This window comes from uncultured Tissierella sp. (assembly GCF_902479755.1).
In the GTDB taxonomy this organism is placed as follows: Bacteria; Bacillota; Clostridia; order Tissierellales; family Tissierellaceae; genus Tissierella; species Tissierella carlieri.
Window position 1 is genome coordinate 75,908 of the sequence record NZ_CABSQO010000001.1, and the last position, 17,578, is coordinate 93,485.

Annotated in this window: 20 protein-coding genes; all 20 read right to left on the bottom strand. The window is 29.8% G+C overall.

The annotated features are described in order from the left end of the window. Window positions 1–33: 33 nt before the first annotated feature. Window positions 34–477, bottom strand: coding sequence for a DnaJ domain-containing protein (locus tag RDK80_RS00405; RefSeq protein ID WP_308523120.1), 444 nt, complete (start codon window positions 475–477; stop codon window positions 34–36). A 51-nt stretch (window positions 478–528) separates the two neighbouring features. Then, window positions 529–1,053 carry a 2'-5' RNA ligase family protein gene (locus RDK80_RS00410; RefSeq protein ID WP_308523121.1) on the bottom strand — a complete coding sequence of 175 codons (525 nt, stop codon included), beginning with the start codon at window positions 1,051–1,053 and terminating at the stop codon, window positions 529–531. A gap of 142 nt (window positions 1,054–1,195) precedes the next feature. Then, window positions 1,196–1,663 carry an HD domain-containing protein gene (locus RDK80_RS00415; RefSeq protein WP_308523122.1) on the bottom strand — a complete coding sequence of 156 codons (468 nt, stop codon included), beginning with the start codon at window positions 1,661–1,663 and terminating at the stop codon, window positions 1,196–1,198. Window positions 1,664–1,741: 78 nt separating this feature from the next. Beyond that, complete coding sequence (locus RDK80_RS00420) at window positions 1,742–2,398, bottom strand: zinc dependent phospholipase C family protein (RefSeq protein ID WP_308523123.1); 657 nt, start codon at window positions 2,396–2,398, stop codon at window positions 1,742–1,744. A gap of 147 nt (window positions 2,399–2,545) precedes the next feature. Further along, window positions 2,546–3,226, bottom strand: coding sequence for a class I SAM-dependent methyltransferase (locus RDK80_RS00425; protein WP_308523124.1), 681 nt, complete (start codon window positions 3,224–3,226; stop codon window positions 2,546–2,548). A 203-nt stretch (window positions 3,227–3,429) separates the two neighbouring features. Continuing rightward, window positions 3,430–3,852, bottom strand: coding sequence for a VOC family protein (locus tag RDK80_RS00430; RefSeq protein ID WP_308523125.1), 423 nt, complete (start codon window positions 3,850–3,852; stop codon window positions 3,430–3,432). Window positions 3,853–4,052: 200 nt separating this feature from the next. Then, window positions 4,053–4,400, bottom strand: coding sequence for a VOC family protein (locus RDK80_RS00435; protein WP_308523126.1), 348 nt, complete (start codon window positions 4,398–4,400; stop codon window positions 4,053–4,055). Between the two features lie 267 nt (window positions 4,401–4,667). Further along, window positions 4,668–5,630 carry a M23 family metallopeptidase gene (locus tag RDK80_RS00440; RefSeq protein WP_308523127.1) on the bottom strand — a complete coding sequence of 321 codons (963 nt, stop codon included), beginning with the start codon at window positions 5,628–5,630 and terminating at the stop codon, window positions 4,668–4,670. Between the two features lie 253 nt (window positions 5,631–5,883). Continuing rightward, window positions 5,884–6,849 (bottom strand): 2-dehydropantoate 2-reductase N-terminal domain-containing protein, encoded by a 966-nt coding sequence (locus tag RDK80_RS00445; protein WP_308523128.1) that lies wholly within the window; start codon window positions 6,847–6,849, stop codon window positions 5,884–5,886. 203 nt (window positions 6,850–7,052) lie between these two features. Then, window positions 7,053–7,613, bottom strand: a complete 561-nt coding sequence (locus RDK80_RS00450) for an AAA family ATPase (RefSeq protein ID WP_308523129.1) — start codon at window positions 7,611–7,613, stop codon at window positions 7,053–7,055. 205 nt (window positions 7,614–7,818) lie between these two features. Next, window positions 7,819–8,079 (bottom strand): hypothetical protein, encoded by a 261-nt coding sequence (locus RDK80_RS00455; RefSeq protein WP_143598518.1) that lies wholly within the window; start codon window positions 8,077–8,079, stop codon window positions 7,819–7,821. A gap of 114 nt (window positions 8,080–8,193) precedes the next feature. After that, window positions 8,194–8,976: a sugar phosphate isomerase/epimerase gene (locus RDK80_RS00460; RefSeq protein ID WP_308523130.1), complete on the bottom strand. Its 783-nt coding sequence runs from the start codon at window positions 8,974–8,976 to the stop codon at window positions 8,194–8,196. Window positions 8,977–9,019: 43 nt separating this feature from the next. Beyond that, window positions 9,020–9,235 (bottom strand): hypothetical protein, encoded by a 216-nt coding sequence (locus tag RDK80_RS00465; protein ID WP_308523131.1) that lies wholly within the window; start codon window positions 9,233–9,235, stop codon window positions 9,020–9,022. 374 nt (window positions 9,236–9,609) lie between these two features. Continuing rightward, window positions 9,610–10,083, bottom strand: a complete 474-nt coding sequence (locus RDK80_RS00470; RefSeq protein ID WP_308523132.1) for a GNAT family N-acetyltransferase — start codon at window positions 10,081–10,083, stop codon at window positions 9,610–9,612. A 269-nt stretch (window positions 10,084–10,352) separates the two neighbouring features. Then, window positions 10,353–10,850: a hypothetical protein gene (locus RDK80_RS00475; RefSeq protein ID WP_308523133.1), complete on the bottom strand. Its 498-nt coding sequence runs from the start codon at window positions 10,848–10,850 to the stop codon at window positions 10,353–10,355. A 477-nt stretch (window positions 10,851–11,327) separates the two neighbouring features. Then, window positions 11,328–12,359, bottom strand: a complete 1,032-nt coding sequence (locus RDK80_RS00480) for a DUF5700 domain-containing putative Zn-dependent protease (RefSeq protein ID WP_308523134.1) — start codon at window positions 12,357–12,359, stop codon at window positions 11,328–11,330. A gap of 399 nt (window positions 12,360–12,758) precedes the next feature. Continuing rightward, window positions 12,759–12,944: a hypothetical protein gene (locus RDK80_RS00485; RefSeq protein WP_216561630.1), complete on the bottom strand. Its 186-nt coding sequence runs from the start codon at window positions 12,942–12,944 to the stop codon at window positions 12,759–12,761. Window positions 12,945–13,684: 740 nt separating this feature from the next. Then, window positions 13,685–14,296, bottom strand: coding sequence for an SGNH/GDSL hydrolase family protein (locus RDK80_RS00490; protein WP_308523135.1), 612 nt, complete (start codon window positions 14,294–14,296; stop codon window positions 13,685–13,687). Window positions 14,297–14,817: 521 nt separating this feature from the next. Further along, entirely contained in the window at window positions 14,818–15,582 is a 765-nt protein-coding gene (locus tag RDK80_RS00495; protein ID WP_308523136.1) for a methyltransferase domain-containing protein, read from the bottom strand. A 667-nt stretch (window positions 15,583–16,249) separates the two neighbouring features. Then, window positions 16,250–17,329 carry a hypothetical protein gene (locus RDK80_RS00500; protein WP_308523137.1) on the bottom strand — a complete coding sequence of 360 codons (1,080 nt, stop codon included), beginning with the start codon at window positions 17,327–17,329 and terminating at the stop codon, window positions 16,250–16,252. Between the last annotated feature and the right edge of the window lie 249 nt (window positions 17,330–17,578).

The following is a 17,578-nucleotide window of genomic DNA, read 5'->3' on the forward strand; positions in this document are numbered from 1 at the left end:
ACATAATAATATACATAGCTAGTCTCATTTAGTTCAATAATCCTTATTCATTAATCTATTATAGGCATCTAATACCTCAATCATTTTCTCACTATTTCCCCCATGGTCTGGATGATATTTTTTAGCTAACTCCCTGAACTTCTTCTTTATATCATCAACAGAAGCTCCTAGAGATAACCCAAAATAATCTAAGACACTAGGATCTTGAATTTCATCAAAGTCTAGTCCAATATCTTTGTACTTTTGAAAATATACACTGTAAAAGTATTCTTCAAATACCTCCTTCAATTCCTGCTTATGTAAATTAAGTAGTTTAGAAATAGGATACTTAACTGTCATATCATCAATTAATTTTGTAGAAAAGTATTCATCCCATACATATTTTTTAGAAAATCCCTCATCAACATACTCAAAACGAATTTTATCTTCGGCTTTCTTTAATTGCCTTAGCTTACGTTTTAATTTGCCAACATCCATTAAACCACATCCCTACTTATAAGCTTTCAATATTTTTTCAAATAACACAAATTACCTCAACTCTATTTCCATCTCTATTATTGAATCTTGATTCTCATCTATAATCTCTACACTGATCCTATTTACCATAGTTTCAAAAGTATCACTTATATCATCTACCTCAAGAATCGCAGCTTTATATTCCTCCTCATTTTCTATCTTGCCCACTGTCATATGCGGGTAATATTTACCATCTCTCAGCCACTGTGGAAAATACGGTTCTAATATTCCTGTATAAAGTTTTTTATGAATAGTATATATTTCTTCTCTACCAATCTCAATGTTAAGAAAAAGATAATTTCCAAATGATTGTACCGGTGTAATACCTTTAAGTATTATCTTAAAAGATCCTGTATTTAACAAGACATATTCTATATGCTCTTTCAATTTGTCTGAGCCTATATCACTATAAAATGGAAACACAAGTGTAATATGAGGCCTAACACGACTTGCTAGCGGATCATATTTCTCTCTTACTTCATCAATGATTTTTATATTGTCAAATTCGGGAAATATCATAATGCATCGTTCTATCATCTTGTAATAATTCTCCTTTGGTATCTTAAATCTAATAATTAATGTTTTGCTTTACACAGTTCTCCTACTATAAACTGACAGCCTATAAATCTACCTATTAGTCTACAGTAAATACAAGATCTCAAAATACTAATAATAAAAACTATAAATTAAGTCCTAATTCTTTAAATAAGATATTCAATCTATCCTTCTCATTTTCATTAATAGAAAGATTGGTATTATATAAATAGTGCTGAAGTACATCAGCATCTTTAAGTATTTCACAATAAGCATCATCTATATTTTGTTTGTTACTATGGCTAAATATTGAACTACAAATAATATCAATTTCTTCTTCACTAAAACAATTAATCTCATTTAGGATTTTTCTCGCTTCAATAGATCCTAATTTTCCGTGGTCTACACTATAGCCTGCTTTATAACTCCAAATATCATGGAGCATCCCTGCAACTGAACATATCTCAACATCTAATCCACGTTTCAATGCAAGAAGACCACAAATAGTAGATACACCATATAAATGGACATATCCACAACGTCTTTCTTCTAAATCTAGTTGTTCCATTAAAATTTTATCAACAATATTACGAACACCTTCTAATCTATTCATAAATTTCCCCTTTCAATTATTTACTTTACACAAAATGCTCACATAGATAAAAACTCAAAACATGTTCAGCATTTGCACTTAATCGTTTTGGTATAAAAGCTTTCTAATATACTGGGATTCCACAGAAATAAACTTTTGCATATTGGAAAGTGTAACATACTTATTTGAAGACATGTCCACATCTTCCCTATCTATAAATTGACTTCGTAAAATAGTATCCTTTATTTCATTAATTTCACGGAGGTCTACAACATTCTGTATATCATATCCATTAGCATCTTTAAGTATCTCCCATATTATTTTCTGCTGTGGCTGCAATAGGTATAGTGCATAATCCACATTATTTGATTCTTGATGATAGATGCTTCCCATACCTTTTTCTAAAGCTTCTTTATTTTCTAATTGGAACGGCATCCATATTTTTATATTATTTTGTATATCAGCAATTATATGAGAGCAGTATCCATATATAAAATCAGCTTTCTCTGTATCCTTATTTTCTTCTAAAAAAGAAAGTACATTTTCTAACCATTCTTGATTGTTTGTGACCATTCCCCACTTTTCATTCCCAGCACACAGATGACTTATCTTTTTCATGTCACTTACATAATTATCACGAAAGTGAACGGAATCAGGCGCAATGGCACCCAGCATGAAGTCACAAGGTTTCTTAATTTGTGGTGTATTACTTAATATGTTATATGCAATATGTAAATGAGTCATTGGAAAAGGCATTTCTTCACTCCTTAATCTTTCTTAAATTTAATAGCATTATATATTAGATTTCCATCTTTCAAAATTCAGCTTTGCTCCTAGTAATAAAATAACGGAACATATAACCCCTAAGAATATACTTACACTTCCAGGGGAAATTCATATTCTCTACTTAAATGCAATAACATCAAATACTTTTGAACAATATTCCTTACCATTTAATCCATCAATAATATACTCATTTGTGTAAATATTAACTTCATGAAATTTTTCCAATGTTTTTTTTAATTCTTTTATATCAGTATAATGATGAGGAATTCCTTCTTCTCCTTCTCTAGATCCAATAAAAGTATTCTCTTCAATAGCCTTCCCTAAACCATATGACAAATCATCTTTTGATAACATATCACAAATTAGACATCCTTTTGGTTTTAATACTCTATATATTTCTGCTATTCCCCTTTCAATATCCTTAAGCTTTGCATGATGTAATACTGATGTACAAACAACAGCATCAAAGAAATTATCTTCAAATAAAATATCTTGAAAACTAAAATTACATATGTCTATATTGGATATATTTTTTCTATTTACTTTATCTCTCAATATACCTATTGGTTTCTCATAAATGTCTGAAGCAAAGACTTCAAATCCATGCTGAGCAAAAAACAAAGAGTTTCTTCCAGTTCCACAACCCAAATCAAGTATTTTCTTATAGTTCTTATCATTAAATATATTTATAGAGTTTTTAATTATATCAGATAAAGAAATTTGGTATTCTCCATCTACATTTTCTATAATAAGCCTTTGACTATTCCAGTCATTTTTTATAGTATTTAAAATAATCACCTCAAATCATATTTTTACCTAATGCAAAAGCAAATCATAACCTATCATAATTACAAAATCTCCAAATAATGCTAAGACATTACTCAACAATCTATTATCTTTTACTGATAATCCTTCCTGCCAATATCTAAGTATTTATTTTGCCTTAGATTTAGTTGTGATATAATTCCAAAATCCAATAAACACTAAAGATATTTAAAGTTTTACTTCATTCGTTTAGCAATTGGATGATCTTCGTTTAACTCTAATAAATCCCATAAGTTACCGTATAAATCTTTAAAGACAGCAACAGTTCCATATGGAGCTTCTTTAGGTTCTCTTACAAATTCAATTCCTCTTGCGATCATTTCATTATAATCTCTCCAAAAATCATCAGTATTTAAAAATAAAAACACTCTTCCTCCCGTTTGATTTCCAATAAATGATTCCTGCTCAGTCTTTGATGCTTTCGCAAGTAATATTGTGGTTCCAATCGAACCTGGGGGAGATACAACTACCCATCTCTTGTCTTGTTCCGGCTGATAAGTATCTTCAACTAATGTGAAATTTAACTTCTCAGTATAAAACTCTATTGCCTCATCATAATCTCTAACTACTAAAGCTATATGTACTATTGTTTGAATCATGTTATTAACTCCTCCTATTTATTTTAATTTAGTAAAATATTAGTTTTCTAAAATCTTATGCTTGTACAATTTTAAATCCTATGCTTTTATATAACTCTAGTGTTCTCCCATTACTTGATAATGCATTTAAAAATTCACACCTAATGGATTTTGTTTTAAGTCTTTGTTTACTGTAGATTTAATATTTCTTCACAATACAATTATTTTGGTATACTTCTAAAATACACATGATTACCATCTGGATCACAAAAATGCATATTCTTTGCTCCCCATGGCTGTATTTTAGGAGCATCAATTATATCTATCCCTAAATGTAATAATCTTTTATATTCTTCTTCTACATCATCAACAGTAAAAGCTAAGCTTATATTATGATTTTGGTTGTTCTTTACTTCTCCATTGTTATAAACAGTTAGTGTTGTGCCTTCAGTTATAATGAACTGATGCTCTTCATCTTTACAGTCTGAAGAAATATTTAATATCTTTCTATAAAAGTCAGCCATTTTAATTACATCATTCGTTTCTAAACAAACCTCTCCTAATTTCATTCTTTTTCTCCTTTCCTATGTTTTCATAAAATATCATACCTGCATTTTATTGAACTAGAAAGTCTCATCCTATTTTCTTTGGCTTATAATCCTTTAAATTTAGTAAACCACTATTTTGGGCCCAGTTATCCAAGATATATTAATTTAGGTCAGTACTTAAATTTCTGATTCTGTCGTTTAATGCTCCTGTATCTGCAACATTTACTGTCATTAGATAACTCCTGCCTTAGATCCATGGACGAGGACAAGAACTCCTTTAATAAGATTCTAAGCATTAATTAAACAATTCTTCACAGGGTACCTATTATTAAATATTATTGGAATACCTTTTCCTAACCAATAATTATTATCTTCAGAATATACAACCTGAATATGAAAGTGAGATCTTGACGAATACCCTGAATTACCAACTTGCCCAAGGTAATCTCCTACCTTCAGTTTTTGTCCAAGGTTCACTACAATAGTGTCCTTTTTAAAATGATATAAAGATATATAATAATTACCATTCTTGATAGTAATTTGATTCCCACTTTTATTGGGTAATTTCCCATATGGAATATTATCATCTTCATTTAAAATTACTTCTACTACCTCACCTTCTACAGGACTATATACTCTTTCTCCATAAATATTGTAGTCCTCATTAGATGATGATAGTATTTTCCTTTTTGCAAAACCATATTTATTCAATTTTATTATATCTGTAGCAAAGCGCATAGAATAGTAATTTTTTATATTTTTTCTTTTCCATCCATAGTAATGATAATTGCTAAAATAAGACTTCTTGCCATCTCCACCATCAATAACTAAAAATTGACCATTTTTAAAGGGAAAGGCTAAGCTAAAGCAGTTCTTTTTTTTGATTTTACTTAAGATAATACTAGTATCAATTATAATAAAAACTATAATCCAAATAAATGTTTCAGATCGATTAATTAGGTTGCTTAATTCACCAAACGCAAGGTTTGGAGTAAATATAATTCTATAAATAATCAAAAGAATGCCAATTATTATTAAGAAGTAATATATATATCTAAGATAAAAATTCGTATATTCCCAATAGCAAAAAGAAAAAAGAAAAAAGAATATCCCGAGTACATATATTGCTAATAAAACATATTCATTTATGGTATCACATCTTCGAATAAAGATTTTATATATTAACTCAAATGGCAATATTATCTGCAAATACAAATTTCCCAAAAAAACAGCCGGCTTACTTGATGCCATATTATCACCCCACAGTTTATCTATTTTTCTCTCCTTACTTTCATACTATATTACTTATTCGCCACCCCTCTACATATTCCTCTATTTTTTTAAAAATTGTCATAATACAAATTTCGACAAAATAAAAAAGGCTTATATAAAAGCAAAATGTATCCTATAGAGTAGATATTAAAAAAGTCTCTTCTATAGGATACACTTTAACTTATTAAATACCTTTTGATAACTATAATCTTTTACAAGATACAAGAGTTTATCATAAGTTACACATATTATGTTCATTTTGTTTGTATAAATTAATTCGCAATTTATCGATATTCGGAGTATTTATCATACTCTTCTTAATCAGCTCATCAAATTCATTTTGGAGGTATATCATTTCTTCTCGAGCAACTGATGTGTGCTTTGCCATAGTTACTTCTGCAAGCTGTGTTCCCATAACAATTTTAAAAATCCTAGCAAGCAAAAAAGTGGGAAGTTTAAAATAGTTTAACTTTGGCGGAGTAACCTTAATTTTTAATGTCTTCAGTACCGAAAAACCCTCTTTGATGCCTTTTACCATTATGGCAACATCAAAGTATGATTTTGACAATTCATAATTGATGCATTTATAACCATATAATGAGTTTCCTATGCTTGTCACTATTGCCACATGTGTCTTCTGCCAAGCATCCATGTTATTACAATACACAGATGGAATCCCTGCTTGATTGAACATTTTAATAATTTGTTTTACACGCTCTGTTTTATGACAATGATACTCTCCAAATGTAGTTGTTTGAAAAGCACGCATCAAACCTCTGCCAATAAAATAGTGAACTTCTCCGTTTTTTCGTTCCCCTCCTGCAGAAGGAAATCCTATTATAATTCGCTTTTCGTCAATCTTATCTGCATAGTCAGCATAGCCTAAAGCTGTATTAACCATAAAGACAATATTGGATGATTTGTTTTGAGATAAAATCGGCAAAACATCTTCAACTTGTGTTCTCTGCATAACTACAAATATATAGTCGTAAACGTCATTAGGCTCAAGTGTTTCAGTCACACTCACTTTGGCAACTTCTCTTTTCCCAGTTTTAGGATTTATAAGAACAACGCCATTACTTTTTATTTCACTATACCGGTCTCCTCTGGCAAGTATAGTGACGTTTTCCCCTGACAAAGACAACTTGTTTGCAAAAATACTTCCAATTACACCAGCACCATAAATCAGTATATTCAAAATATCACCTTCTTCACATATCTAGTGTACATTCCTATACACTGATTGGCTTTACTTACTTTATACATAGACTACATATAATCTATGTAGTCTATAATTTATTTAATTGTGTATAACATGTTAATAACTTTGTAGATAATTCGCCATAGAAGAATATTGTGCATTAAGTTTACTATAGATTATGCTTATTTTGTTCACGCTCACTATTTGTGTGATAAAATTTTCTCTATTAAATCATCATAAGATATTTTTGAATAATCTGTTGAATCAACATAAATCATAACATCTCCATATTTGAAACTGCCACAATTTTGAGCCGCTTTTTTAAACACCTCAAAATCATCAAAAAAACCATTAGAAACAAGACCTGGATGTCTTTCGCTTGTTACATCTCTTTCAACAAATCGTCTGTGAATTACTTGGGAATCTCCGTCAAAAAGGACAGTAATAACTTTATAACCATATTTTTGCACCATTGGTTGGAATATATCTACACCAGCGTTTGTAAAATTACTTTCAAAAATTATTGATTGACCTGTACTCATAAGCATTTCGCAGAAATAAAATGATAAATCATACGCCAATCCAGCATATATCTTTGATTCAGTCCTTTCAGTTGTATCATAATGAACCTTATCCCAGATTATTTCTTTTAACTTATCTTTACAGATTAAAGAAATCTGTAATTTTTCAGATAAATAATTCGCAAATCTGGTTTTTCCTGCACCTGGCATTCCCGCTACAAGTATCAGTGTTTTTTTCAAACCACCACCACCTAATATAAATAATCAGCAGTTCACATTTACTACTTCCATAGTTCTATATACATTCCTATAATTCTACTTTATTCTATATACTTAGTTTACTATAAATACTATATTAAACACAACTATATATCTAGTATTCCAAGTCTTACATATATTATAAAAGCGTATTTAAACTACTATAACTACCACCTAACTATCTACACTATATTTCTTCACAAATATAAAATAAGTTTTCTTTAGTACTCATAATACTATTGCTATATATGATTCTATCTTCTAAAATAATCCCTAAGAAAGACCCCTGATTATATCTAACTTCTCCCAATATGGTGGAATGTGTGTTATCCATATTGCATCTGTTACGTCTCTTATGGTCACAGGTGTGGTTCACTTTACCTCGAAGACTTCCCATCCGCACCCCTACAGGAATATTCGTGTTATAGGAAGTAGTAACATCTTTCATTCCAATAATCCCTCAAAAGGTCCTAAAGAATGCTAATTAGATGAAACTAATGATTATACTTAAAATCCGAAATTATAACTTTTTTGGTGTTAATTAGCAGCTAAATTTTAACATCTATTGGAAATCTATTCGATAATCATAGCCTCCAAGGAATCCATGTGCTAAAAGCCATTCCAACGATAGGGAATAATCAGCTTCAATAGTATAGGTTGTATTCAGTGTTTTTGCCTCAAGAAGATGGAGAATTTGCTCCATATCAAGAATACCCTTGCCAAGCGGCCAGTGATAATCCCAATTTCCATCATTATTATGTATGTGTGTATGTCCGATAAAGCTACCAAGGATGCTTATCCAATCGGCAACATCCACATTTGAATTAGAACAAGCATGACCTGTATCCAAACAAAGCATTACCCGTTTATCATTGATTTTCTCACAAAGCTCTGCCATTATATAAGGATCATTGTCCACAAAGTTTTCTATGTAAATATATAAATTTTCTGGCTTGTCTGACATATATTCTTGCCATAAGGCAATAGACCGGTGAAGCCATTCTCGTCTATTACTATGCCCAGGGATATAATCCGAATGAAATACAATATGATTGATACCCAGAGCCTCTGCAGTGGCAAAAGATTGGTTGTATAATGCTATAATATCTGATGTAGATGCCTCTGCAAGCATCTTTAAATCCGTTCCGAGAATAGCTCCATGAAAAATAAGCTTGTTACATCCCTGAATCAATCCAACGCATCGGTCAAATAACGTTTTACCTTCATCTAAATCTATGTTAGCATTAAAGTACGCATAGTCATCTAACTCAATGCCGAACCCAAATTTTTTTGCAACTGCCGCCGCATTTGGATTGTGAGTGTTTAAATAAAGTCTATCCTTCATAACTTTCACTCCTATACAATTTATTCTGATTCTTAGTGCATCCTTATGCAAACATATTTTTAATAATTTCATTTAACTTACTAACAATTCCTTCATTTTCTTCCCACTTATCTTTTGTCACATCTAAGTCTGAAAGGTTGAATTCTCTTTCTAGAACATCTTCATAACTTATCCAGTTTAGCTTAAGCAACTTAATTCTTACCAAAATATTATCTGGATATCTGCATCCATTTTGTTTTCTTTTTTCTAATTTTGACATAATAATATCTTTTAAAATTGAATTAGTATTTGTATACTCATTCATCTTGTATCCGTATAATCTCGACTGAGGGTTTTGTTGAAAAATCCTATTCTTTTAATAAATTATTTACTCTTCTACACACTTTTCCAGCATTGGAAGATTCAATCTTTTTATCCATAACTATTCATCTCTTGATTATATCTTACGTATTAAACCATCATGGCATAGTCTGTCGTATAACGCCCCAAAGCTTAGCTGTGTCGGACTTTCCCCAAACAATCCTTATACGCTGTTTCGCAACCACAAATTCTATATTTAGCCAATTTTAATACTCTAACTAAATTAGTATCTTTGTATAACTCAATTGCTTTTTATAAATAATATAATATTTCTTACCCTATATATTCCATATAATAAAATTCATCTTCTGAATTATTAAAGGTCCTCTTCATATATTTATCTTTAATTTCAAAGCCAACGTTGTTATAGCAATTAATAGCTCTTTTATTAAAACTTCTTACTTCAAGTGCTATCGTATTATTAGGAAATCTCCTTTTGCATTCTTTAATTAATAATTTCATAATATTTTTTCCGTAGCCTTTTCCGCAAAAAGATGGCTTTAGTCCAATTCCTATATATACTTTATCTGCCTTTAAACTTATCCTGCCATAAGAAATCAATTCATTATTTAAATGTATTGAAATAAATTCCAATTTCCTTTTCTTTTCGATTGATAAACCCCATCCGTTCTCTACTACAGCATCCCAGTTCAAAAAATTATATATCGAATATTCTCCTTCATATCTCCAGCTACAAATCTCTTTAGCATATTCTTCTGATAACTCCATGACAATATAATTCTCCATAAATATCTCTCCTTAATAAAATTACAAGATAAATAATAATATTCCAAAGCAACCAAAAATTCACTTAGGAATAGCCTGTAACGTACCAGTATTTGCACCCTCCCTGAACCAGATACCGAAATCTTACGCCTTGGTAAAGCTTTGCTCCCGGTGAAGGAATGTAGTGCATAACTCCCTAAGATTACGCCTCGTGCATCTTTACGTAAATATCTTGTTAGACGTTGTATTTACTATAAATCTTTAAAGTCACTATACAATTTAAAATTTATTTAATAAAGCTTTCTTTCTATTTTAAATGTGAGTGAAGTAATAAATCCTACTGTAAAAACAATAAACATCATCAAATATGCGACTATTACTACTACGGTTCCATCTATTGTATTTGTAAATAAACTTACAGCCTTACTTCCCCAACTTACGAAACCAAGCACATAATGTTGTGATATTCCGGCAACAAAAAAATTCCTATTTATATCATCTACGAAAATAAACTGCCAGATATATAAAGCTAATGAAATCGCCCATATAACATTGCCTAAAATAAAACTTTTTATTTTTTCTATTGTTAAACTTCCAAACTGTCTTCCCACCCAAAACCATAAAACCACAGAACTAAATGTCCATAAAGATAAAAGTATACTTGAAATAGTTAATAATAATGAGGAATTCAAGCTAATTCCATAACCCATTAAGCGATTAATTATTTCACTAGCTAAATAGGGCACTATTAATAACAAAATCAACTTATAGTTAATATTTCTTTTCATTCTATCCTCTCCCTCCTGCACTCTTGTGCAGAAACATTATGACCGAACCCCGCGCAAAGCTAAGGGCAATAGGGATGCTGCAGCCTCATATTTCTCTTTCTTAGTATATAAAGAATATGTTTTAACTTTATAACTTTTACCAGGATAATGCCAACTTCTTTACTTGTAACATTAAATTTTATTACATTTGACAAATTTTCTTAGATATGAATTTAAATAAATATCCTAGCACTATATATAACAATGTAAATATTGCTATTTCAAACGCATTGAATCCTGACAAAAGAATTAATCATAGAAACTCACCTATTATATTGCTATTGAAATTACCCCTAATACAGTTCCTATAACGTTCTAGGGCTTATTGAGGTCGAACTTTCCATATACTATTTAATTCCCGATGTGGATAAGCCTCTCTTATAAGAAGTGACCACACCTTTCCACCTATAATACTTCACATAATAAGAAAGTTAAGAATTAAATTTTGAATTGTCCGTACCCCATTTTATCTAATGATTTATTGAACATCATAGGAAATTTTTCTGGATTTTTAAGTGTTTCAAAAACTGCACTTTTACCAAAGCAATCATGTATTATTCCCCAAATATCATTTCCAAAACTGTATAATCTAAAATGTTTCAATTTAGGAATTTCTTCTTTACTTTGTTCTGCAGTATAAGGATTCATCCAATATTGTGATATGAGTCTTTCCAATTCATCTACCGATTTAATATTATTGTTTCTTATATCGTTTATGTCTTTTCTGAAATGAGTCATTGTATTATAGAAATCATCATTTAAGTATTTCCAAGTAAAAGTATCCAACCCTTTGTTTTTAACTCCACTGTAAATACTTTTTGACAATATTCCTTCAGCATTGTTACAATACTTTACCGCCAATCCTTCTCCTGAAAAATATAGATAAAATAATGACTCAAGAGATATATTATTTAAATCCATTTGTTCATATATTGCATTTATTCCAACATGATGTACTTCGTGAGCAATAGTAGAACAAAATTCACTAATTGTTTTATCTTTGGCTAATTGCAAGAAATCGAAATGCATACCATTCTGATAAACATATCCAAAACTCTGCCCTATACCAATTGTAAAAATAAAATTTGAATCTGGAAGTTTTATATCCTCTGGCAATCCCTTTAAAGCAATTGAAATCTGTTCGTTAAACAAACTCGTTGTTAGCAAACTCTTTAATTCGATTAATTTTTCTCTATAAAAATCCAAATTAGCTAATAAGTCTTTATAGTAACTATGATGAGTTTTTAAATCTAAATTTGTAATATCATTTTCATTTAAATTACTTAAATCTAGTAAATAGTCAGTATACTCATCTTCAGATACCCTGCCCTTATAACGCGCGAATTCAAACTTATAATCTTCATGTTTTAATATGTTCTCTATATCCTTTCTTTCAACGTTTCCTGTAGTCAGTTTTTTACATAGTTCAAGCATATTTTTAATACTTGAGAAACGAACGGAAAAATTCATAATAACCCTCCTTATTACTTCATATCTTCCTACAATTATGTGACACCTCAATTTTATCAATCCATATCCCAATGAACAACATCGATATCTTCATTTTTTATAACGTCTGAGTATTTTCGATGTCCCTGAACCGGACCCTAGACCCTTGTATAAATGCGTTGTTAGACTGAGCTACTTACCTCAAACTTATTTAGCATTAGTCTTAATCTCTCAATCATTTCCTTAGTGTCTCAATCACTTAATAAAACATCTTTATCAAAAGATAAAAAATGTACAATAATTAATTTTATAGCATTTGACTTCTTATTTCTTCCTTGTTCTCAATCATAAATTGATAACTCTTATCCATAAATTTATCTATGAAATTATTTTTATATATTTCATCTAGATAATCATATATTAGACATACATTAACATCATATATATTGGAATAACTATTAGCATTAAACTAATACAACATGCTGCTGTATATTTTTCGGTCTGTCGTCCTTCTTTAATAGCTTTTATCGCCCCAATCAGATTAGTAACAAATATGATTGGAGTGAACCAAATTGTGTAAAATCCAACCCCCACTAAAAATTGCATTTTTTCATCCTCCTATCTTTTACAGTAATGTAAATAATGCAAGACAATTGTTAGCTTTTGATTCTTCACAATTATAGATAGATGGTTTAATATATTATTTTAGATTTTTATTAATATATATATTCAATGCTTGTAGCGCTTTGAATGATACAAAGATTAGTGATGTATAAAGTAAAATTTCCAATATCGATTTAATAAAACCTAGAATAATACTTAAATAACCAAACCCACCTATAAAACCTCCCATATTTTGCATCATAACAATCCTCCTTATTATTTAAGAATTAAGTATCACTTTGTATTCTAACCCTCCTCCGGGACATGTCCATTCAGCATGGACTATCAGGCTTTGTCAAACACTATATCTTTTATTTATTGCATATAGTATAAAGGGAAAGTCTTAAATTCTATTTATAATCAGATATAGTTATTCTAAGTTTAAATTTTGCGGCATCTAAATTTGAAAAATTATATATTCCAAATTCTCTAAATGCATTTTCAATTATTGAATCAAGATTAATTTCATAATTTTTATCTCTCTTGAAATCATTCCCAGTAGTTTAAATATTTCTTCCTGACTTAAATCTATCTTATTTTCAGAGGACAAGCTATTAATTCGGTTAGTTGAGCCATGTGCTTTAGCTCTTCGAATACTTGACACCATTTCTGCCAAAACAGACTTGGACATTTTGTTAGCAGAAGTGTTTTAATAGTGTCTTTCCTCTATCTTTTAAACTTTTTTAAATACAATTTAAATACCCTGCAATAAATGCTGCTTGTAATTTTTTAACTTCCTCTTTAAAATGAACATGATCTGAATAAATATCCGTACCTAAATTTTTAGTAAAATTATATATGTCTATGCATGGTATGTTGTATTCTTTCATTATTTGTTTAGCAGCATTATCATAATTATCTACATCTTTACTATATCTTAAAAACCCTTCTTTTCTTAAATTATGAATTGCATCTATGATAGGTGTCAATCCAATCCATATAATTTTATTTGCCATCATTTTTGATATTTTAATTATCTTGATTAAATTTAACTTGTATTCTTCTAAGTCAACTTGAATCTTATTTGAATATCTATCAACTCGAATATCATGTAACCCACAATTGATAACCAAAATATCATATCTAGCATTTTTTTGATACTCTTCTATTAAATACTCTAGAACCATTCTACTATCGCCTGCATTACCTCCAATTGGTTTATCTGAATCCGTTAACGCCTCTTCTATACCTCTTTTTCTATCATAATCAAATTTATCTTTTATCATTTCTCTAAGGTATGGTCCATAGTGTATTGATACACTATCACCTATAACAAATATTTTTTGCCTTTCCATCTATACTTCTCCTTGCTTACTTTTTAAAATTTATAATGTATTAACTTAAAAATATATTTCTTTACTGACACTTTGGATTTTAGCGCCTCTTAGCCTAGCTGCTTAGCGAAAAGATGTGTTATGGCTCATCTTCCGAGGTTTAACTTTACCACAACTAACTCAAATCCATTGTTATGTGTATTACTTAAACTTACTTTTTTCAAAAGGTATTCTTTAAAATTATTCATCATTTCACAATTACTCTAGTAGGACATAATCTCATCATCAGGTATATCTTAAACAATCATATCATAACCTTCAGAAATAAAAAGTTGTTCAATTGAAGTACTGCCTTTGGCACTAGGTTTGTAGGCTAATTTTCCTTGATATGATCCAGTGAAGAGATGTCTTCAAATCTTATGTTATGTGATCGTGACTATGACTTTCATTATCATACCTGTAAGGCAAGTAATATTAGCTAACTATTATCTTAAATGGGGATGAAGGTTCTCCTTTCACATACTCACAACTTATACTATTCTTTATTTTAATTTACTGTAATAAAGGTAGCTTTCATATTCTAAAATTACACTTCCATTACTACTATATTGGTTAAATAAATCTTGTAACTCTGATATCATAGACTGAAAATGATGATCTTCTTCATTTGGCATATATGAAAAAGAGGCTAATTCTCCTTTTAATCTCTCAAAATCAGCTTTTTGATGATTAGGAAAAACCTTTGTATGTATAGTTCTATCATCAAAGAACTGTGACATAATGTCATCATCATTTGACTCGTTGGTATAGCTTGCTGCATATCTTCTAATAAGTTCTAGATATTCATGCATAAATCCATATGACTTTCTATTTCTGAAATTCCATAGTAAAACAACCATCCCATTAGGCTTAAGTATTCTAAAAAATTCTTCTTTTGTAGGTTGCAGGGAGAACCAGTGAAATGCTTGTGCTACTGTAATAATATCAATTGATTCAGATTGTAACTTAGTGCTCTCAGCAGACCCATCAATAGAATAAAAATTCTCATAGTCTTCAAGCAAATATTCTGCTACTTTCCTCATCTCTGGATTTGGTTCTACAGCATATACTGTATTCCCATTATCCAAAAACATTTTAGTACAAATTCCTGTGCCTGAACCTATATCAGCTATTATTGAATTTTTATTAAGATCAGCAGCTTCATGTAGATAACCAATTATTTCATTAGAATACCCTGGTCTATACTTGGCATAATTATGAACTCTATCACTAAATCTTTTCGTCGGGTTTAACTCTTCTAGACTCATGTTTAATACCTCCATATTAATTAATTACACATAACTATTGTTTTTACGACATATGCCGTCTAATATACCCTTTAGATTAAGTTTCTCTATCTATTCTAACAATTATATTAAGCAAACTTACAATAGTTTATATGCTTTTTTAAGTTACATTAGTATATATTTCTATAGTCTTTGAAATAGAATAACCTAATGATTCTTGCATATATCTTAAATCAATATATCCTTCCAATAGATGTGTTGGAAAAGAATGTCCTAGAGTGTAAATCAATACATATTTCTTTATTCCTAATTTTATTTTAGCATTCTCTTATAATCTTTGTACTGTCCTTTCAGCTATAAATTCCTTTGGATTTTGTCTAGTAAATAGCCATATCTCACTTCTTATCTTTACTTTTACGCATAAAATTTCATATTATATTACTAATTCGCCAAGCTTTTCTATATTCCTTTATTTTTTGCAATACAAATTTCGACAAAATAAAAAAGACTTCTATAAAAGTCTAAATAAATTGTATGAGTTTTTTTGAAATTCATTTTACGTAAGGTCTAAGTTAAAATAGAATCTTTCTATAGATTATAAATAAAGCATCTAATCTTTCAATTAAATGCTTCAGGTATTGTGATCTCCCCTATGGTATGTATAATTTTCTGTGTACACATATATACTCTATTTTTTCAGACCTAATTTAACTAATTTTATATAATGTTGGATATCTTTTATAGCTGGACTAAAATAAAAGGACGCATTGCAACATCCACATCTCCAATAGGTATTCCCATCTATTGCATACTCTTGTCCATGTATGCATGTGCCTTTTATACGATTCGAGCATCCTATGTCACTCCATAAAAAAATTTGTTTAACAGAATCTGGGCACTCTTTTAAATAATCTAAACATCTAGATACATTTCTAATACGAAGATATAAAACGAGTTTTGTTTTATTAGATGACATTAAGTAATGGTATGGTCCCTTTTTTCTTACTTCACTTTCCTTACTATAGTAAGCATAACCAGGACCCTCATTTGATTCTCTAGGCCCTGCATAATAACCCATTTCACTAAGCACTGCATCCATGGCATAAACAAATTCTTTTTCCTGCTTTGTATGCATTTTATCAGCAATTATATCTGCATCATTTCCATAATTCACAGTATTCATATCATCTTGAAACAATTTATAATGACAACTAAGAAAATCATTAATTCGGTTTGTTATATGAGCCTTATCCGCCATTAGTTTCAATATAGTTAAAACCTGTGTATTATCAGGATATAATATATGGATGCTTTCACTTGCAATTTTATAATTTTTTAAACCATCAAAGCAAAAACCATAATCACTCAGTCTTTCAAAAATTATTGGAATATTTCTAACGTTATTTATTGCTTTAAATTTATTTAAATCTACTATAATAGTTCCGCTATGCAAATCTCCAGCAATCAAAAGATAATATAGGAGCCTAAGCGGACGATATGCCGCACTTCTTGACTCCCTCGCCTCTTTAGTAGAATACTTATACTCCAGTAATTTATGCAGAGGCATCCCATAGATTTCTGGAAATTCAGCAATATTACCATATATATTGGTAAACATATCCCATACTTCTTGAAATGCAGAATCAAATTCTTCCTTTGACATATGATTTAAGAAGATATCATGAACCTCAAAGCTATTAGGCAATCCCACAACCTCGTCCTGCCTTACTTTTGCCCATTCCTGTATCCAATAAATATTCTCCGTCATCATACCCCTCCTTTTTCACAGATTTTTATTATTATTTCTGCTCAATATCCCTATATATGAAATATCTAGTCTTTCCAAACCAAAATTCAATATCCTCAGCTACTAAAACCTATTATCTAGGTTCCATAATAACATATTAAATATGACACCTGTATGTCATATAATTTTTTAATTATATCTTTATATATCTAAATTAAAAGAAAATATCATTAGATCTCTCTTTTTCACTAAAATTACGCCTACCGTTCT